The following is a 19771-nucleotide window of genomic DNA, read 5'->3' as shown; positions in this document are numbered from 1 at the left end:
GGCATCAGACGACACTGATCCTTGGGGCGCCCAACCCTGGCGAACGTCAACGCGGTGGAATTAAGCATACGAGTACCTCCTCATCCGCCACCTGCTTGCTCTAACATAGCGCCTCCCGTCTCCCTCAAGACCCACCCAACGACCAGGAACCGCAATGTCCACCCTCAGCTTTCGCAATGCCGCGCCGTCAGACGCTGCGCGCTGCTATCAAATCGAGTCCTGCGCCTACGAAGGCGATGAAGCCGCGACCCTGGAGAAGATTGCAAAGCGCATCGCCCAGTATCCGCAGGGTTTTCTGATTCTGGAGGATGGCGGCGAGGTCATCGGTTTCATCAACAGTGGCTGCGCCCACGAGGTGGTGATGTCCGATGAGGCCTTCAAGGAACTGGTGGGGCATTCGGCCGAGGCGCCGAACGTGGTGATCATGTCCGTGGTGCTGGATCCCGCGCAGCAGGGTAAAGGCCACTCCACACGGATGATGGACGAGTTCGTCCGGCGCATGAAGGCACTGGACAAGAAAACCATCCACCTGATGTGCAAGGAGCAGCACGTGGCGCTGTATCAACGCATGGGCTATCGCTACGTGCAGCCCTCGCCTTCCGACCACGGTGGCATGGCCTGGCATGAGATGGTCATGGACCTCTAACGCCTGCTCGCCGCGGCCTGAAGTCGCCTTGCCCGAAAATCAAAAACGCGGCTTGAGCGCCTTCCAGTCCGGCTTGTAACGCTGCATCTGCTTCACGTCATCGCGCTGGCGGATGCCGCAGCTCAAGTACTGGTCATGCAGCTTGCCCAACTGGTCGTGATCCAGCTCAAGGCCCAAGCCGGGAGCGCGGGTGATTTTCACGCAACCGTCGACAATCGGCAGCTTGCCGCCCTTGATCACCTCTTCATCGGGCTCCTGCCAGGGGTAATGGGTGTCGCAGGCGTAGTCGAGGTTGGGCACCGAGGCCGCGACATGGGCCATGGCCATCAGGCTGATCCCCAGGTGCGAGTTGGAATGCATGGACACCCCCAGGCCAAAGGTCTGGCACATCTTGGCCAGTGCCTGTGTGTCGCGCAGGCCGCCCCAGTAATGGTGGTCGGCGAGCACGATCTGCACGCTGTTCAAGGCCACGCTGCGGCGAAACTCATCAAAATCGGTGACCACCATATTGGTCGCCAGCGGCAGCCCGGTGCGTTTGTGCAGTTCGGCCATGCCCTCCAGGCCCGGTGTCGGGTCTTCGTAATATTGCAGGTCATCGCCCAACAGTTCGGCCATGCGAATCGAGGTTTCCAGGGACCAGTTGCCGTTCGGGTCGATCCGTAGCGGGTAACCCGGGAAGGCCTTTTTCAGCGCCTTGATACACGAGACCTCGTGCTCAGGGTCCAGCGTGCCGGCCTTGAGCTTGATGCTCTTGAAACCATAGGTCTCGATCATGCGCCGCGCCTGGGCGACGATCTGTTCTTCGTTCAGCGCCTCGCCCCAACTGTCCGGTTTGTAGGGCGAGTCGACATGCCGGGCGTATTTGAAAAACAGATAGGCACTGAACGGAATCTCGTCGCGGATCGCACCGCCCAGCAAGTCCACCAGGGGCACATTCAGTGAGTGCGCCTGCAAATCCAGGAAGGCCACTTCGAAGGCCGAATAGGCGTTGCTCACCGCTTTGCTGGCATGAGAGCCCGGCGCCAGTTCCGCCCCGGCGAGGCTGGTGATCTTGTTCGCCGCCACCGTGGCCTGCACGATTGCGCGCAACTGATTGAGATTGAACGGATCGAGGCCGATCAACCGGTCTTGCAGTTGCTGCTGGATCGCCAGAGCCGGGGCATCGCCGTAGCTTTCGCCCAGTCCGATATAACCGTTGTCGCTCTCGATCTCGATGATCGAACGCAGTGCAAAGGGCTCGTGGATACCGCTGGCGTTGAGCAGCGGCGGATCGCGAAAGGCGATGGGGGTGACGCTGACACGTTTGATTTTCAAGAAGCTGCTCCCTGTGGGCCCAGGCCCAAGGCTTGATGACTGATCGATGTTTTGGCGGCCCGGTTCTCGGCGGGTTTACCGGGCTGCGGGCGAGAGATGTCGCCACGCGGCGCGGTGCGCGCGAAGAAGATCACCACCGCCGCCACCAGTGAAGTGGCGGCCAGGCCATAAAGCCCGCCTTCGATGGAGCCGGTGCTCTGCTCCAGGAAACCGAATGCGGTCGGCGCGACAAAACCACCGAGGTTGCCGATGGAGTTGATCAGGGCGATCACCGCGGCGGCGATGCGGGCGTCCAGATAGCCTTGGGGAATCGGCCAGAACAACGCCGAGGCGGCCTTGAAACCGATCGCGGCAAAACAGATGGCGACGAAGGCGAAGATCGGCCCGCCGGTGGTGGACATGAACATGCCGAATGCGGCAATCACCAGGGTCAAGGCCACCCAGGCCTGCTGGTGTTTCCATTTACTGGCCATGGCGGCAAAGCCATACATCGCGATGATCGAGATGATCCACGGAATCGAATTGAGGAGGCCGACGTGGAAATCACCGATATTGCCCATTTTCTTGATCATGCTCGGTAACCAGAACGTGGCACCGTAAATGGTCAGGGCAATGGAAAAGTAGATGAAGCAGAACAAGGCGATCTGCCTGTCCGCCAACAGTTTGAACATCGATGGCTTGACCGTCAGCGCGGCTTCGCGGGCCTGCTGTTCCAGCGCGATAGCGCCCATCAATGCGGCCTTTTCCTCGTCGCTCAGCCATTTCGCCTGGCGCGGATGGGACTGCAACCAGAACCAGACAAAACCGCAGAGCACGATGGAGGCAAAGCCTTCAATCAGGAACATCCACTGCCAGCCATGCAGGCTGAAACCGTTGACGTTCAGCAGCGCGCCGGACACCGGGCCGGAAATCACCGAGGCAATGGCCGAGCCGCTGAGGAAGATCGCCATGGCCTTGCCCCGCTCGCTCGACGGTAGCCATTGGGTGAAGTAGTAAATGATCCCCGGGAAAAAACCCGCTTCGGCCGCACCGAGGACAAAGCGCAGCACATAAAAGCTGGTTTCGCCGCGCACAAAGGCCATGGCCATGGCCGCCGCGCCCCAGGTGAACATGATCCGCGTCAGCCAGGCCCGCGCACCGTAGCGTTGCAGCAGCAGATTGGAGGGAACTTCGAAAATCGCGTAACCGATGAAAAACAGCCCGGCCCCCAAGCCATAGGCCGCGGCGCCGATGCCGAGGTCGGTTTCCATATGGCTGCGCACAAAGCCGATATTGACCCGGTCGATGTAGTTGACGATAAACATCACCACGAACAGCGGCAGCACATGGCGCTTCACCTTGGCTGCCGCGCGGGCCAGCAGATTCGGCTCCGGCGGACTCTGGAGGGTATTCAAGGGCGACTCCCGATCATTGTTTTTTTAGGGACCCGTCGATCATGGACCCCGCCATTGATCCCGTCTAATCTAACCTGGCATTCGATTGATACCTGGATTAGATCAATGTTCGAACTCACGCAACTGCGTTGCTTCACCACCGTGGCGACCGAACTCAACTTCCGTCGTGCCGCCGAACGGCTGAACATGACGCAACCGCCCCTCAGCCGGCAGATTCAACTGCTGGAGCACCATCTGGGTGTGGCGTTGTTCACCCGCTCGACCCGCAGCGTGGCCCTGACCGCCGCCGGCCGGGCCTTTTTCATCGAAGCGCAGAACCTGCTGGAACGTGCCCAGCAAGCCGCCGCGAGCGCCCGGCGCTTTGCCGAAGGGGATATCGGCTCGGTCAATATCAGCTTCGTCGGCAGTGCGGTGTACGAATTCCTGCCCAAGGTCATCGCCGAGGCACGGCTCAAACAGCCCCATGTCAAAATCGAGCTGTCGGAGATGAACACCTATCAACAGCACGAAGCCCTGCGCGCTCGCCGTATTGACCTGGGTATCGTCCGCGCACCGCTACTGGAGCCGGGCTACGCCACCGAATGCCTGGTGCGTGAGCCGTTCGTGCTGGCCGTCCCCAGCAGTCACCCGCTGGCCAACGCTGAAACCGTGTCCGTCCAGGACCTCGATGGGCAACCCTTCCTCATGTATTCCCACTCCGCCTACCCGCCCTTCAATGAGCTGCTGACCGGCATGCTCCGCTCCGCCCGCGTTGCCCCGCAGTACGTGCAGTGGCTTGGCTCCTCGCTGACCATCCTGGCCCTGGTCAACGCCGGCATGGGCCTGGCCCTGGTGCCTCGCTGCGCCACCAGCGTCGTATTCAAGAACGTGGTATTTCGCAGCATCGATCTGGGCGAAGGCGTGCAAAGCGAGCTGCATCTGATCTGGCGCGAGAACAATGACAACCCGGCGTTTGCGATGCTGTTGGAGGGGATTCGCAAGACTGTGCGGGATGGCAACCTGCATCCTTGACCATGATTGCGGACAATGTCTCGCGGCAGCCGGGCGTCGTCCCTGACGCAACGATCAATGAAAGTCGAGGTCGGCTGCCTCCTGCCGGGTAACAGCCGCCGAATGCCGCCCCACCTTGAACCAAGCGGCATAGAGTGCCGGGACAAAGAAGATGGTCAGCAGCGTCGCCACGGTGAGACCGCCCATGATCGCGATCGCCATCGGCCCCCAGAACACGCTGCGCGTCAGCGGAATCATCGCCAGCACCGTCGCCAGCGCCGTCAGGAGCACCGGACGGGTCCGGTGGATGGCCGCGTCCAGTACCGCATTCCAGGGGTCGCGTCCTTCTTCGATCTCGATCCGTACCTGATCAATGAGGATCACCGAGTTGCGCATGATCATGCCACCGAGGGCGATGATGCCCAGGATCGCGACGAACCCCAGCGGCGCGTTGAACAGCAACAACGCCGGCACTACACCGATCAGGCCCAGTGGCGCGGTCAAGACCACCATCAACATGCGCGAGAAGTCCTGCAACTGAAGCATCAGCAACAGCAGGATGGTGACCAGCATCAGTGGCGCCACCGCCAGCAGTGCCTGGTTGGCCTTGTCGCTTTCCTCCACCGCACCGCCCACATCAATGCGGTAGCCCGAGGGCAGCCTGGCCTGAATATCCTTCAGTAGCGGCTGGATCTCCTGCGTCACCGATACGCCCTGCTCGCCATCCTTCACATCGGCGCGCACGGTGATCGCCATGTCACGATTACGCCGCCACAGCACCGGTTCCTCAAGTTCGTAGCGCACCTGCGCGACTTCCGACAACGGCACCACGGTGCCCTTGCGGGTGTAGAGGTTGATGTCCTTCAACGTGTCGAGGCTCAGGCGTTCTCCAGGCACGGCGCGGGCGACGATGTCGATCAGGTCCTCGTGCTCGCGCAACTGCGACAGGGTCGCGCCATTCATCACGGTCTGGGTGGCCAGCGATACGTCAGCCGGCGTGAGTCCCAGCGCGCGGGCCTTGTCCTGGTCCAACTGCACCTTCAGCGAACGCACCGGGTCGTTCCAGTCGAGCTGGACGTCACGGACTTTCGCATTCGAAGTCACGACGTGCTCCACTTCACGGGCAATCTTGCGCACGACCTGGGTATCAGGCCCGACAATGCGGAACTGCAGCGGGAAGCCCACCGGCGGCCCGAGTTCCAGCCGCGTGACACGGACCCAGACCTGCGGGAACTGTTGATCGGCCGAGGCCATCAAGCGCTTGCGAACCCGTTCCCGCGCCTTCAGGTCCTGGGTCATCACGACGAACTGGGCAAAGCCCGGATTGGGCAACTCCGGATTGAGCGCCAGATAGAAGCGCGGCGCCCCGGCACCGGTGTAGGCGGTATAGAACCGGACATCCTCGTCCTTGCCGAGCAGGGTTTCCATCTGCTTGACCTGCTCGGCCGTCGCCGCGAAAGAAGCCCCCTCTTTCAGGCGCAGGTCGATGACCAGTTCAGGACGCGAACTGCTGGGGAAAAACTGCTGCGGCACCAGCTTCAAGCCGCCCAAGGCAAGCAGCAGAGCACCCAGCGTCACACCGATGACCACCCAGCGACGCTGGATGGCCCAGTCGATCATGCCGCGCAGCTTGCGGAAGAACCGGGTGTCGTACGGATCGCCGGCATGCTGGTGCTTGCCGAAATCCTTGGGCAGCATCTTGACCGCCAGGTAAGGCGTGAAGATCCCCGAACTGATCCATGAAAACAACACCGCCGCGCCGACAATCCAGAAGATGCCACCGGCATACTCGCCCGTGGTCGATTTTGAAAGACCGATCGGCATGAACCCGGCAACGGTGATCAGCGCACCGGTCAGGCGCGGCATGGCGGTGGACTGGTAGGAGAACGAGGCGGCCTTCACACGGTCCCAACCGGCTTCCATCTTCACCAGCATCATCTCGATGGCGATGATCGCATCATCGACCAACAGGCCCAGGGCGATAATCAGCGAGCCGAGCGAGATACGCTCCAGGTTCCAGCCCATCGCCAGCATCAACATCGCGACACCGCCCAGTACCAGCGGCACCGTGGCCGCCACCACAAGACCGGTACGCCAGCCCAGGCTGACAAAGCTGACAATGATCACGATGACCAGCGCCTCGATAAGCGAGCGCGCGAAATCCCAGACGGCCTCTTTCACGGTGGTGGGCTGGTCGGCCACGCGCTCCAGTTCCACGCCATGGGGCAGCTCGGACTGCAGCTGGGCGACCGCGACTTCCATCGCCTTGCCGAGCTCGACGATATTACCGTCCTCGGTCATCGAGATGCCGAGCATCAGCACCGGCTGGCCGTTGTGACGCACGGTGTAGGTCGGTGGGTCTTCATAACCACGCTTGATGGTCGTGAAGTCGCCCAGCTTGATCATCCGACCACCGGCCGCGACAGGCACATTGCGAATGTCATCTTCGTTGGCAAACTGGCCACTCACGCGCACAACGACACGGTCCCCTTGCGTGTCAACCTGCCCTGCCGCTTGCAAGGCATTTTGCGCGCGCAAGCTCTCGGCGATCATCAGCGGCGTGATGCCCAGCGCAGCGAGGCGTTCGTGCGAGAACTCCACATAGACACGCTTGGCCTGCTCGCCGATCAGGTCGACCTTCTTGACCATCGGCACCTTCAGCAGACTGCGCTTGATGTCCTCGGCGGCATTCGACAGGTCGGCGTGGTCGATACCGTCGCCCTTGACGGCGTACATCAGGCCATACACGTCGCCATATTCGTCGTTGACCACCGGACCGGTCACGCCGTCGGGCAGCTCCAGGCGCAGGTCATTGAGTTTCTTGCGGGCCTGATACCAGGCCTCGCGCTGGTCGGCCTTCGAGGTACCCCCGCGCACGGTCAGCGTCATGCCGCCGTAACCCTGCCGGGCAAAGGTGACCACCTTTTCGAAGTGGTCGATCTGCTCGAACTTCTTCTCCATGCGATTCAGGACCTCATCCTGTATCTGCTGGGCGGTCGCGCCTGGCCAGGCGACGCCGGCGGTCATCGACGGCACCGAGAAGTTCGGGTCTTCGAGCTGGCCAAGCCGGGTGAAACTGAACAGGCCGGCCACCGCGACAATGAGGATCAGGAAGAGGACGATGGCACGGTGACGCAGCGCCCAATCGGTAAGGTTGAAATGGCTCATCGCGTCACCACTGCCTTCGTTTCAGGGGAAACCGCACCTGGCAGCGCTACTTTCAGGCCAGGCGCCATCTTCTGGACACCGGCGGTTACGATCAGCGCCCCGGCCGGTGGGCCGGAGACCAGCACCTCGTCATTTCGATAGCCCGACACCCCCACAGGTACCAGCTCGACGGTGCCGACCGGGTCCTTGCCCGTCGGCGTGACCACCCACAGCGCCGGCTGCCCGCCGCTTTGCGTCAGTGCGGTGGCCGGCACGGCCGCCACCGGGCGCCCGGTCATCTGGCGTTCGACCTCGAGGGTGGCGGTCGCCCCCAGGGGCAATGGTTGCGTGTCCAGGAGCTTCATGCGCGCGCGGTAGGTCCTTGTCTGCGGCGCGGCTTGCGGCGACAGTTCGCGCAAGGCCACCGCGAAGGTCTGGCCCGGGGCGCTGGCCAGTGAGGCCTTGAAGCCCGACTGCTTGAAGGCAGCCAGGTGATCCTCCGGCACATCGACGACGATTTCGGGCAAGCCAGGGTCGGCGATCGAGATCACCGCGGCCCCCGGCGTCACGACCTGCCCGACCTCGAAATGCACGGCCGTGACCACGCCGCTCCACGAGGCCCGCAGCACGGAGTAATTGAGCCGGTTGCGCGCCAGTTCGAGCTTGCGGGCCTCGGCCTCGGCGTTCGCCCGGGAAGTCTCGGCGCTGGTACGCGCACGCTCGTCATCGGCCACGCTGACCGAACCATCGGCCTTCAGCGCTCCCAGGCGCTGGTGGTCCGAGTCGGCCTGACGGGCCTGTGCCACCGCAGCGGCCCACGACTGCCGCGCCGCTTCCACGGCCAGCCGGTAGTCGCTGTCGTCCAGCGTGGCGAGCACATCACCCTCGTGCACGAACTGGCCGACCTCGACCTTGCGTTGGACGACCTTGCCGTCCACGCGGAAAGCCTGGTCCACTTCATGGCGCGACTGCACGGTGCCGACATAGCGGTTGGCTTCACGGGCGTTGTCATAGCGCAGTTCGACGGTACGTACGGGCCGCGGCACCTGTACCGGCGGTTGGTCCGGACTGCAGGCGCAGAGTAACGCGGCGACGGCCATGGCACCGACGGCGGTAATAGAGTTATTCAAGACAGTTCCTCGTTGTAAGCGACGGGATTCAGGAAAGTGGACGCACGGCGCCGGCAGTGGCGGTGCCGGCGGGAGGCACGGACTCGAAAACCTGCCAGCCGCCGCCCAGCGCCTTGTAGAGCTGTACGCTGTCGAGCAGCAGACGAGTGTTGCTGTCGTTGGCGTTCAGACGCATCGTCAGGCGCACACGGTGCGCATCCAGCAGCGGCAACAGGTCGATCTGCCCCCGGTCGTAGAGCGATTGAGCCCGGCCCAGCGCGGAATCCGCGGCCACCACAGCCGATTGCAACGACGCCGAACGACGACGCTCCTGGGAAAGGCCGACCAGCGAGTTCTCCACGTCTTCGAGCGCACGGGCGATGCCGTCCTCGGTACGCAGCAGCGCTTCACGCTGGCCGCTCTCGGCAACCTCATTGATGGCCCGCGTGCGCCCGGCGTTGAAGAGCGGCATCGTCAGCAGGCCCGCCACATTGGTATAGCGGGCAGCGCCCAGCCCCACACCATTGAGTTCCAGACCCTGGCTACCGTAGGAAGCACCAAGGAACAGACGCGGAAACCATTCGGCGGCGGCCTGCTGACGGCGAGCGTTGGCCGCATCCAGTTGCGCCATCAGTTCCAGCACGTCGGGGCGGCGCTCCAGCAGCGTGGCCGGCTGGCCGGGCTGCGGCTGAGGCACCACTACATCGCCGCGCGAGGGTACGATGGCGGCGGCATTGAAGGCCTGGTCACCGATCAGTACCGCAAGGCGATGGCGTGCCACCGCCGCCAGGGTTTCCAGTGGCGGAATCTGCCCACGCGCGGAGGCCGCGTCAGCCTCGGCACGCTCCACGTCGAAGACGGTTGCCAGCCCCACGCGCTGGCGTGCGGTGACCAGACGCAAGGTCTCGTCCTGCATCGCCGACATGGCCCGCAGGGTGTCGACCTGACGCTGCGCACCGACCAGCGTGAAGTAATTGCTGGCAACATCGCTCATCACCAGCAGGCGCACACCGCGTACGCTGTGTTCCGCGGCCAGCGCCTGGGCCTGGGCCGCACTCGCGCCAGCCCGCAAACGGCCGCTCAGGTCCAGCTCCCACGAAACGTCCAGCCCCACGCTTGCGGTTTTGGTATCGGGATAGCCCGCCTTCGTGGCCGTGTCGTACCCGCTACTGCGGTCGGTACCGGAGGCGGACCCGCTGACGCTCGGAAACAACCAGGAACGGCTGATGCTTTCGCCAGCGCGCGCGGCGCACAGGCGCTCGGAGGCGATCTTGATATCGCGGTTATCGCGCATCGCGCGGCGTACCAGATCGCTCAGCACCGGATCCTTGAAAGCCTCCCACCATGCGACTTCGGGCTCCATCCCCGAGGCCGCGGTCGCGGCGAACTTGCCCGGCAGGTCCACCGCAGGCTTGACGATGGGCGTGGAACAGCCCGCCAGGGCCAGCGCGATAGACATGGCAAGCGTCACCGCAGCGGCAAGGCCGCCCAGGCAATCGGCAGATGGGCGGGACGTCTGCCCGCCAGGGTGGATCAACGAAAGAAGGAGCTGAAGTCGCGACATCGGATTGGACTCGTAGGAATTCGAGGTGACGCCAGCATAGGGTCGGCCGCACGCCAAGTTGTCAGCCAAGCGTCGTGATTCGGTCGCCCTATGGAGCGTTCCATCGAGTAGGTGGGGTCATTCGGCGGCGGCATCCGCGGCACGCTCACCGGCTATCGATGCAAGGTCGTCGGCAATCGACGCCGACAGCTCTTCGACGGATGAGAACTCGCACTGGCGGCCGGTCACCAGATTTTCCAGGCGCCCGGCAAGGCCCCCCGGCGCGGCGTCGCTACGCAGCTTCAGCACATACGTGCGGCGGTTTGGATACTTGGATTCAGGATTCAGGACCATTGCAGACCACGGGATCGGAGAAGTTCGGCAACAGCCTAAAGCCATGCCCCGATCAAGTTGTCAGCAAAGGGTCGGCATCCGGTCGCCATGGGCACTGATGGTCGCGACCGGGCCGAAATCCGACAGCGCAATCACCGGCCGACTGGCCCGTTCGAAGTGCATCGCCAGGTCTGACGCGGCGACCGGCACGCCGAACGACCGCTCACGCTCAAGGGCGTCTCCGATCTGACGATGCAGGTGAATACGCAGCGAAAGCGGCGTGCGCTCGTACAGCACCTGACGCAGGAGCGCGTGGCGGAACGAGTAGGCCTGCGCGGACACCTCTGCCCCATCGACCGTCCGTGACCGTGTCAGCCACACCTGCCCGCGAACCAGCTCCTCACAGGCGTAAGCCAGCGACGCGAGGTCACGCTCAAGGACCAGCGAAAGCGTTTCCACCCGGAAATCCCCCGAACATATCGCCGCCGCCGAGAGCAGATCACGCTCTTCCCGACCGAGCCTGGCGATCACATGATCGATGATAGATGCCAGATTCTCGGGAACCGTGAGGTTCGCCAGCCGGGCCTCGACGGTGGCGTCATCGTCCGCACGGTCCATCACTTCATTGAGCAACGACGAGACGAACAGTGGCACGCCGTCGGTGTGATCGTGCAGCGCCCGCACGAACCCTTCATCGCTCGCCAGTGAGACCGAACGCGTAGCGACATAATCGGCGATCTCGGTCTCCGAAAACGGATCGAGCACCACTTCTTCGCATAAGCGCTGTAAACGAAGTTCGTGTCGCAACGAACTGAGCGGATGATCGAGCGCCACCACCTCGGCGACGCGAAAGCTCGCCACCCACATCAACCGCATGCGCCCGCGTCGCCGGGCGACGTAGTCGATCAGTTGGAGGGTGGCCCTGTCGCCCCAATGCAGGTCTTCGGTGACCAGCAACAAGGGGCGTTGCTCCGTGTAACGCTCCAGCAACTCGCCCATTTCCCGCAGCATGCGCTCCGGGCCGACACCGGCAAGCTCGTGCCGCAACGCCTCACGCTCCTGGGCGCTACTCAGCCACGGCAGTTGAAACAGCCAGGTGGGCGCCACGCTCCGCAAGAGTGCCGGCAGCGCCGGGTCGACGCGACACAAACCGGCAATCGCTTCCAGCACCGGCAGGTACGGCTCGCCAGTACCGAGGGGCTCCACACAATGGCCGCGCGCGCAGGTGGCGCCGTCGAGACCCGCCATGAAATGCTCGATCAGCAGGGTCTTGCCGATTCCCGGCGCGCCGGCGAGCCAGAACATCGAGCGCTGGCCGCCTTGCGCCTGCACCCAGGCCCGTTGCAAGCGCGAAAGCGAAGCGCCACGGCCGATAAACAGCGGCGCTTGCGTGACGGCTTGCGGTGTCATCGCCAGGCTGGTCGGCGTCAAAGGCGTCAGGGACGGCGTGGCAATAAAGCGATAGCCACGCCGGGACACGGTCTCGATAAAACGTGGTGCTCGGGGAGAGTCGCCCAGTGTCGTGCGCAGATCGCTGATGGCGGTTTTCAGCACCGACTCGCTGACGAAGCGGTGTCCCCAGACCGCGTCAAGCAACGCATCCTTGCTCAGAAGCGACCCCGGCTCGCGCGCCAGCGCGCACAACAGGTTGAACGGCGTCGGCGCCAGCGCCACCGCCTCTCCATTGCACGACAGGCGAGCATTGGCCTCATCGAGTTCAAAATCGACAAAGCGGATCCGCAGTGGATTCGGATGACACAGCGCACGCACCACAGGCGACTCCTACAGGCTCAGATGAAGACAGTTATGCGTTCCATGCTGGCAAAAAGAGTGACCTCGATATAATGACACAATAATCAATATTGAAACAAACCTCATTTTTTCATAACCTCATGCTGCCTGACGATGAAACCCTCGGTTTCACTGCCAAAAAAACAACCACAACAAGGGCTCGGTATGAATAACAAGAAAGCCGGCACGCTGCCGCCAAGCGCAGTCGATGTATTGATCGTGGGCAACGGCCCGGTAGGCGCGACACTCGCGGCACTGCTGGGACGCTACGGCGTAAGGACACTGATCCTGGACAAGGCCCATGAGATCCTGCTGATGCCTCGCGCCATCGCCCTGGACAACGAGGCGCTACGCATCCTGCAACTCGCCGGGTTGGCCCAGGACGCTTTCGAGAAGATCGTGATCCCCGAAGTGCGGATGCGCTCCACGACCCTCGGGGATTTCAGTCGCGCCAATACCACCGGGAGCATTGATGGCCATCCCAAACTGGTGACGTTCTATCAGCCCGACCTCGAGCGGGCGATGCGAGAACAGGTCTCGCGGTTCGAGTCGGTGGTCAGCCTGGGTGGCTTCGAGCTCGAACACCTGACCGATGCACCAGGCTGCGTCATTGCGTCCGTCCGGGACCAGGAGGGCCAAGTCCACTCTGTTCGCGCCCAGTACGTGGTAGGCGCCGATGGCGCGAGCTCCAGGGTCAGAACCCTGATCGGCCAGGATTTCGAAGGGCAGACCTATGCCGAGGACTGGCTGATTGTCGATGCCGGCAATCGGCACCGGTCAGCGATCGATCACATCGAGTTCCTTTGCGATCCAAAGCGGCCCACGCCACACATGCCGGCGCCCGGCGGAAGGGAGCGTTGGGAGTTCATGCTGCAACCGGGTGAAACCCGCGAAGAAATGGAAAATCCGCAAAACATCGCTCGACTGATAGCCCCCTGGATCGATCCGCAAAAGCTGCAGATCGAGCGCACGGCGGTGTATCGGTTCCACGCGCGCTGCTGCAACCGCTTCAGCCAGGGGCGCGTTTTTCTTGCAGGAGATGCCGCTCATATCACGCCGCCCTTCGTCGGACAGGGCCTGGTCGCCGGCCTTCGCGATACCGCCAATCTGGCCTGGAAACTCGCCTGGGTCCTGCGCGGACAAGCCTCGCCCTCGATATTGGACTCCTATGACGAGGAGCGCCGCCCCCATGCCAAGGCAATGATCGACATGGCCAAGCTCATGGGACGCCTGATCATGCCCAGAAGCAAGCTGGGGGCCTTCTTCACTCATGGCCTGATGCGCCTGCTCGCCTTGATGCCGACCACCCGCAAGTACTTCGAAGAGCTGGACATCAAACCGAAAAACATCTTCAGGAAAGGCCTGTTCGCCCCTCATCGCCGTGGTGACAAGCTGGTTCGCGGAGGGCTCTTTCCCCAGGCCTGGGTTCGCAACGCCCAACAGCAGATCCACCTGAGTGACGATGCGCTCGGAGACCACCTGACCCTGATCGGATTCGGCATCGACCCGCTGTCGCTGCTCTGCGCCGAGCAGGTCGGGGCCTGGAAACGAACCGGCGGCAACTTCTTGCATATCGGGCCGTGCGGTCAACGTCCGGTGGGTGATTGCGCCTTTATCGAGGATCTGAACCATGACATCCTGCCGCTGGCGGCCAAGGGCACGCTGGTGGTGGTACGCCCCGACCGCCTCGTCATGCACCATGCCGACGGCGCGCAGGCGGGCCATCTGGTTCAAGCCTGCATTGATCTGATAACGAGCGACGACTGCATTGTTGAACGGGTTTCCATTACCATCAGCGAGCCCCCTCGACTACGAGCCTGAGTATGCCCTCCTCCCCCCCAGCACCCGCAGCGCCCCAGCCTCTCACACGAGGCCACAAGAAACGTGAGCGCACCCGTCGCGGCCTGGTCGACGCAGCGCGACGCCTGGTCGCACGCAAGGAGGTGGGGGAGATCGCCCTGCTCGAGATCGCCGCGGAAGCGGAGGTCTCCAATGGCACCATCTACAACTACTTCCGCACTCGCGACGAGGTGCTCGAAGCCGTGGGCATCGCCATGGCCACCGAGTTCTCCGATGCCATTTCCGTCTTGAGCAGCGGATTGCACAGCGGTGCCGAGCGCCTTTGCGTCGGCGTGCGCATGTTCATCAACCGAGCCGGCGATGACCACCCGTGGGCCAGCGCGCTGCTGCGCATCATCCACTTCGGCGAGGCGACGCGCTCGCGACTGGCCACCCATGTACTTGACGACCTGCGCCAAGGTCGCCATGAGGGTGCTTTTGCATTCGAAGACGAAGGCATCGCCCTGGACCTGGTGTTGTCATGCACCACCGGGGCCATGCGCGCTGTTGTCGAGGGTCGTACAGTGGCGGAACACGATGTGCGGGTCGCCGAAATGGTCCTCAAGGCGCTGGGCGTCACGCCAGCCAAAGCCAGGAAAATCGCCAGCTTGCCACTGCCTGTTGTGAACATGGACACCTAGCCAGAAAACTGAACACCAATGTTCAAAACACACAAAGCATTTCGATGAAAAAACGCCTACAACACCGAAAAACCCTTGGCTAACGAACATAAACCGATAAAACGCACTCTCCAGCTCAAAAAAACAATTGACCGAAATTGAACACACGTGTTCAATTGATTGTAAGACGACCCTGGAGATAAAGCGTGGAATCCCTGAATCCGGTACAGCGACGCATCCATCAAGCCGCCCTTCGCCTTTTTGCCGAGCGCGGCGCCATTGACGTGAGTATCAGCGATCTTGCAACTGAGGCCGGTGTTGCTCGCGGGACGATCTATAGCAACGTGAAAAGCATGGAGCAGCTGTTCGAAGCGGTTGCGGCCCATCTCAGCGCTGAAATGCACGAACGGGTCAATAAGAGTTTCGAGACCCTCGCCCAGCCTGCCCACCGTCTGGCCAATGGCATCCGCTTCTTTATCCGACGCACCCATGAGGAGCCCCAGTGGGGCACTTTCATTCATCGATTCGCGATGAGTAACGCCGCGCTGCGCGAGATGTTCGCCAGTCAGGCCACGAAGGACCTGTTGGAGGGGCACGCCAGTGGCTGCTACAGCTTCCGACAAGACCAACTGCTCTCGGTCATTACGCTGATCTCCAGCACTGCACTGGGTGCGATGTTCCTGGTGCTGGAAGGTCATAGAACCTGGCGCGATGCGGGTTCCGACGCGGCGGAATTCGTACTCCGGGCGCTCGGCGTGCCGGCACAGGAGGCTGCGAGACTGGCGAGCGAGGAACTGCCCACACTCCCGGCGCTCGACTAACCCCTTCACCACCGCTGTGGTTTTCGCCCCTGTTGTTTATGGGGCTCGGCGCTGCTTTGCCCGAAAAAAGTTCGGAGAACAATAATGAACGATAGCGCAGCACCTCGACTGAGCACGTTGCAACCCGCCCGGCATCCCACCCCGAGCGTCAAAGCTCAACGCCTCACCCATCTTATCTTCGAACGACCGGACCTTGATGAAGCGGCGCACTTTCTGAGCGACTTCGGTCTGAGCGTCAGTCACCGGGACACGGATACGCTCTATCTCCGGGCTGCCGACCCCAGCCCCTACTGCTACCGTATTCATCGAGCGGCCCAAGCACGCTTTCTGGGCTACGGGCTGGAAGTCGGCCGTCTCGGCGATCTGGATCACCTGACCCAGCTCCAGGGTGCTTCAGCTATCGAGCGGATCGAACATCCGGGGGGCGGAAAACAGGTCCGGCTGCTCGACCCCTCCGGCTTCATCGTGGAAGCCATCTGCGGACAGTCCTCAAGTGTTCCACTGCCGCACAGGGCCGCTCTTTCGCTCAATCTGGCGGATAAGCAGCCACGCATCAACAGAGCTCAACGCCCACCAATAACGCCCCCGGAAATATTGCGCCTGGGTCACGTCGTCATCGAAGTCGCCGATTATCAAGCCACCTGCGCCTGGTATACACAGCATTTCGGGCTGATCCCCAGCGATATACAGGTTCTCCCGGATGGCTCCCCCATCGTCACCTTCATGCGCCTGGATCGCGGTGAGATTCCAACAGATCACCATACCCTCGCCATTGCCCAGGGATTCACGGCGACCTACAGCCACAGCGCCTATGAAGTGGTCGATGCCGATGCACTGGGCATGGGACAGCGGGTCCTGCGGGAGCGAGGCTGGAAACATTCGTGGGGGATCGGCCGGCACATTCTGGGGAGCCAGATCTTCGATTACTGGCAGGACCCATGGGCAGACAAACACGAGCACTACTGTGACGGCGACCTCTTCACTGCCACACAGCCCACCGGCATTCATCCGGTCAGCCGCGAGGCCATGGCGCAATGGGGGCAACGCATGCCCAAGCAGTTCACTAAACCCAAGCTGACACTGGGCAATCTGCGGATGCTGATGCGCAATCTGCGACGCAGCCCGGACTTGACGCTACGCAAGCTTATGGCGCTGGCCCGCCTGTTCGGATAAGTCCGCCTGTTCAGTACCACCCGACAAGTGCGCTGCGTGTGGCGCCGACGCCCTGGTGCAGGCCGCCCGCACGCCGACAACATGCCCTGCATGGGCCCAATACAACAACTAAGCCTGGCAAAAGTCGGGCAAACAATGCTTCTGGAGTGCCTTCAATGTCCGTTGTCCATATTGTCCGCTTCGAATACCAAAACACCGTCCAATGGGGCGTCATACGCCAGAACCTTATTACACCGGTTCCCGGAGTCTTTGCCACGACCGGCGAGTTCATCCGCCAGAACACCATCGACGATTTGCTTCAACTGAAAGGCATCGAACTGGCCAAGAGCGACGTCAAGTTGCTGTCCCCGGTGACCCGTAATCAGCAGTTCCTTTGCCAGGGTGCCAACTACCGTCAGCACATGATCGAATCGGGCATGAACCCCGACGCAAAGCACTTCAACATGATGTTCACCAAGGCGACCAGTTGCCTGGTGGCGGCCGACAGCGACCTGATCAAGCCGCGCAATGTCCAGTTCCTGGACTACGAAATCGAGCTGGGCCTGGTGATGAAACGCGAGATCACCGGCCCTGTCTCTGTCACTGACGACAATCTGCATGAATTCATCGCCGGCGTCGTTATTGTCAACGACTACTCGGCTCGTGACATCCAGATTCCACAGATGCAGTTCTACAAAGGCAAGAGTTTCCGTACCTTTGGCCCGGTCGGCCCCCACCTCTGCCTGCTGGGGGCCGAGGACATGCATTATCTGAAGGCCCTGCAATTGCGCCTGACGGTCAACGGCCAGATGCGTCAAAACGACAGCACCGCCAACCTGGTCTACGGCCCCGCGCAAACCCTGACCGAGCTTTCGTCCGTACAAGATCTTGCCCCGGGAGACCTGATTGCCACCGGCACGCCGGCCGGCTGCGCCTTGAGCATCCCCTCCCCCGGCAAGCAGCGCATCGCCGCCCTGCTACCCGAAGCCAGCAAGTGGAAACTGTTCCTCAAGGCCCAGGAGAAACGCTCCCAGTATCTCAAGCCAGGCGACAAGGTCGAGGCGCATATTCGTAGCGCCGACGGCTTGATCGATCTGGGCATACAACGCAATCAGGTAGTAGGAGAAGTCTGATGAGCGTGCAGAGCCTGGTAGACATCAAGCACCTGGAACAAACCCCGCTTTCAGAGCGCAATCTGGCCGCCAGCACCTATGAAGCCTTGCGCCGTGCCGCCGTATGCAATCCTCAAGCGCCGGCGTTGAGCTTCTTCCCTGACGCCACTCACTTCACGCGTACCTTCGAATGGAATTATTCCCAACTCTTCGCGCAAATAACCCGCGCGGCGAATGCCTTCCACGACCTGGGCATCGTGCCGGGAGAAGTACTCGCCTTCGTCCTGCCCAATCTACCGGAGACCCATTTCACTATCTGGGGCGCCGAGGCAGCGGGCATCGTCATGGCAATCAACCCATTGCAGGAGGCGAAGCAGATTGCCAGCTTGCTGAACTCGGCCAAAGCCTCGGTAGTGGTGACACTGGCACCCACCCCAGATAACAATCTGTGGGCCAAGTTGGCTGATCAATTAAACGATCTGCCCGGAATCAGGCATATCATCTGGGTCAGCCTGGAACCCTATGTCAGCGAGCCTGAGCGCGACATGCTCAGAAGCTTGGCGCAGAGGGAGCGGGCCTTTCACGGTAATACCGTGATCCACGATCTGCGCGAGCTGATGGAAGCCCAGCCAGAAACTCACCTCAAGAGCGGCCGACACATCCGCCCTGAAGAGCATTCTTCTTACTTCTGTACCGGCGGCACCACCGGGCTGCCCAAGATTGCCGCCCGCACCCATGGCTCGGAAGTATTCAACGCCTGGGCCATGGCCGCGCACTTACAACCTCGCCAGAGTGGCCAGGTGATCTTTTGCGGCCTGCCACTCTTTCATGTCAATGGACAACTGGTCACGGGACTGATGCCCTGGAGCCAGGGTGACCATGTCATCCTGGGCACGGCCCAAGGCTACCGGAACCCTGGCGTTATCCCAAACTTCTGGGAAATGGTCGAGCACTTCGGCATCAACTTCTTTTCCGGCGTGCCCACCGTCTACGCGGCCCTGCTAAGAAACAATCCACGTGCCTATGATCTGTCCAGCCTTCGTTATGCCTTGTGTGGCGCCGCCCCCATGCCGGTGGATTTGTTGCGCGAGTTCGAAGAGCAGACCGGGGTACATATCCTTGAAGGCTATGGGCTCACGGAGGGCGCCTGCGTTTCTTCCGTCAATCCGCCCCATGGCGAGCGACGCACCGGCTCCATCGGGATACGCCTTGCTTATCAGGACATGCGCGCGGTGCTATTGAATGAGGCCGGGGAATACCTGCGCGATGCCAATGTCGACGAAACCGGGCTGATCACGATCAGCGGTCCCAATCTGTTCGACGGTTATCTGGAAGAGGGTCACAACCTGGGACTGTGGATCGATATCGACGGCCGACGCTGGCTCAATACCGGCGATCTGGGTCGCCAGGATGCACAGGGCTATTTCTGGCTGACCGGACGCAAAAAGGAATTGATCATTCGTGGCGGGCACAATATCGACCCCAAGCAAATCGAGGAGGTGTTGCAGGCCCACCCTGCTGTTGCCTTGGTGGCCGCGATCGGCAGCCCTGATGCCTATTCAGGGGAAGTACCTGTCGCCTATGTCCAATTGAAGCCCGGCCAATTCTGCGGCGCCGAAGAGCTGCTGGCGTTCGCCAATCTCAGCATCAGCGAACGCGCAGCCATCCCCAAACGCATTGAAATACTCGAAACGCTCCCCCTGACTGCGGTCGGCAAGATATTCAAACCGGCCCTGCAGCAACGGGAAATCGCCAGCACGGTACAACTGGAGATTGAACACCTTGGACTCTCTGGCATTGCGGTCGACGTCGTACAAGAAAGTAACCGAGGACTTTTAGTTCGTATTCAATCCGGAGTTCACCAGAAAACCCTTGCCCCTCTGCTGGGGTGTTACAACTTTCAAGTTGACTGGGTTGACTGATAACGAGTGTATCTCAGCCCCCCTGAATAATACCCCCT

At 61.9% G+C, this 19771-nt stretch carries 15 protein-coding genes; 8 read left to right on the top strand and 7 right to left on the bottom strand.

The features are described from left to right. The first annotated feature begins 154 nt into the window (after positions 1-154). On the top strand, positions 155-646 hold the full coding sequence (locus M5C56_RS10475) for a GNAT family N-acetyltransferase (protein ID WP_103495609.1): 492 nt from the start codon (positions 155-157) through the stop codon (positions 644-646). Between the two features lie 39 nt (positions 647-685). Here the strand turns inward: M5C56_RS10475 and M5C56_RS10470 are convergent, their stop codons facing one another. Further along, positions 686-1960 carry a glucarate dehydratase family protein gene (locus tag M5C56_RS10470; RefSeq protein ID WP_103495608.1) on the bottom strand — a complete coding sequence of 425 codons (1275 nt, stop codon included), beginning with the start codon at positions 1958-1960 and terminating at the stop codon, positions 686-688. Next, positions 1957-3354, bottom strand: a complete 1398-nt coding sequence (locus tag M5C56_RS10465; protein ID WP_103495607.1) for an MFS transporter — start codon at positions 3352-3354, stop codon at positions 1957-1959. Before M5C56_RS10465 ends, M5C56_RS10470 begins: the two co-directional genes overlap by 4 nt. A 105-nt stretch (positions 3355-3459) precedes the next feature. On the opposite strand from M5C56_RS10465, the gene M5C56_RS10460 reads away from it, so the two are divergent. Then, entirely contained in the window at positions 3460-4365 is a 906-nt protein-coding gene (locus tag M5C56_RS10460) for a LysR substrate-binding domain-containing protein (protein WP_103495606.1), read from the top strand. Positions 4366-4419: 54 nt separating this feature from the next. Here M5C56_RS10460 and M5C56_RS10455 read toward each other — a convergent pair whose 3' ends face one another. The 5 genes from M5C56_RS10455 to M5C56_RS10435 form a co-directional block, all read right to left on the bottom strand. Continuing rightward, positions 4420-7512 carry an efflux RND transporter permease subunit gene (locus M5C56_RS10455; protein ID WP_103495605.1) on the bottom strand — a complete coding sequence of 1031 codons (3093 nt, stop codon included), beginning with the start codon at positions 7510-7512 and terminating at the stop codon, positions 4420-4422. Next, the gene (locus M5C56_RS10450) at positions 7509-8621 is read right to left on the bottom strand and encodes an efflux RND transporter periplasmic adaptor subunit (protein WP_103495604.1); all 1113 of its coding nucleotides are present in this window, start codon (positions 8619-8621) and stop codon (positions 7509-7511) included. The genes M5C56_RS10455 and M5C56_RS10450 overlap by 4 nt, the downstream gene beginning before the upstream one ends. A 28-nt stretch (positions 8622-8649) precedes the next feature. Further along, positions 8650-10059 carry a TolC family protein gene (locus M5C56_RS10445; RefSeq protein ID WP_247263149.1) on the bottom strand — a complete coding sequence of 470 codons (1410 nt, stop codon included), beginning with the start codon at positions 10057-10059 and terminating at the stop codon, positions 8650-8652. 222 nt (positions 10060-10281) lie between these two features. Further along, on the bottom strand, positions 10282-10497 hold the full coding sequence (locus M5C56_RS10440) for a hypothetical protein (protein ID WP_103495602.1): 216 nt from the start codon (positions 10495-10497) through the stop codon (positions 10282-10284). Positions 10498-10557: 60 nt separating this feature from the next. Then, positions 10558-12249: an AAA family ATPase gene (locus M5C56_RS10435; protein WP_103495601.1), complete on the bottom strand. Its 1692-nt coding sequence runs from the start codon at positions 12247-12249 to the stop codon at positions 10558-10560. 183 nt (positions 12250-12432) lie between these two features. Here M5C56_RS10435 and M5C56_RS10430 point away from each other — a divergent pair, with 183 nt between their 5' ends. The 6 genes from M5C56_RS10430 (at position 12433) to M5C56_RS10405 (ending at position 19733) form a co-directional block, all read left to right on the top strand. Next, positions 12433-14088 (top strand): bifunctional 3-(3-hydroxy-phenyl)propionate/3-hydroxycinnamic acid hydroxylase, encoded by a 1656-nt coding sequence (locus M5C56_RS10430; protein WP_103495600.1) that lies wholly within the window; start codon positions 12433-12435, stop codon positions 14086-14088. A 2-nt stretch (positions 14089-14090) separates the two neighbouring features. Further along, a complete protein-coding gene (locus tag M5C56_RS10425; RefSeq protein ID WP_103495599.1) occupies positions 14091-14747 on the top strand; it encodes a TetR/AcrR family transcriptional regulator in 657 nt (218 codons plus the stop codon). 185 nt (positions 14748-14932) lie between these two features. After that, positions 14933-15547 (top strand): TetR/AcrR family transcriptional regulator, encoded by a 615-nt coding sequence (locus M5C56_RS10420; RefSeq protein WP_103495598.1) that lies wholly within the window; start codon positions 14933-14935, stop codon positions 15545-15547. Between the two features lie 84 nt (positions 15548-15631). Beyond that, positions 15632-16720 carry a VOC family protein gene (locus M5C56_RS10415; protein WP_247263150.1) on the top strand — a complete coding sequence of 363 codons (1089 nt, stop codon included), beginning with the start codon at positions 15632-15634 and terminating at the stop codon, positions 16718-16720. Between the two features lie 155 nt (positions 16721-16875). Then, positions 16876-17832 (top strand): fumarylacetoacetate hydrolase family protein, encoded by a 957-nt coding sequence (locus tag M5C56_RS10410; protein ID WP_103495596.1) that lies wholly within the window; start codon positions 16876-16878, stop codon positions 17830-17832. Further along, positions 17832-19733: an acyl-CoA synthetase gene (locus M5C56_RS10405; protein ID WP_103495595.1), complete on the top strand. Its 1902-nt coding sequence runs from the start codon at positions 17832-17834 to the stop codon at positions 19731-19733. Before M5C56_RS10410 ends, M5C56_RS10405 begins: the two co-directional genes overlap by 1 nt. Positions 19734-19771 lie beyond the last annotated feature (38 nt).

Source organism: Pseudomonas sp. MWU13-2862 (assembly GCF_023242495.1).
GTDB classification, from domain to species: Bacteria; Pseudomonadota; Gammaproteobacteria; order Pseudomonadales; family Pseudomonadaceae; genus Aquipseudomonas; species Aquipseudomonas gingeri_D.
The sequence above is the reverse complement of the archived record's forward strand: the minus strand, read 5'-3'. Positions and strand labels throughout refer to the sequence as shown.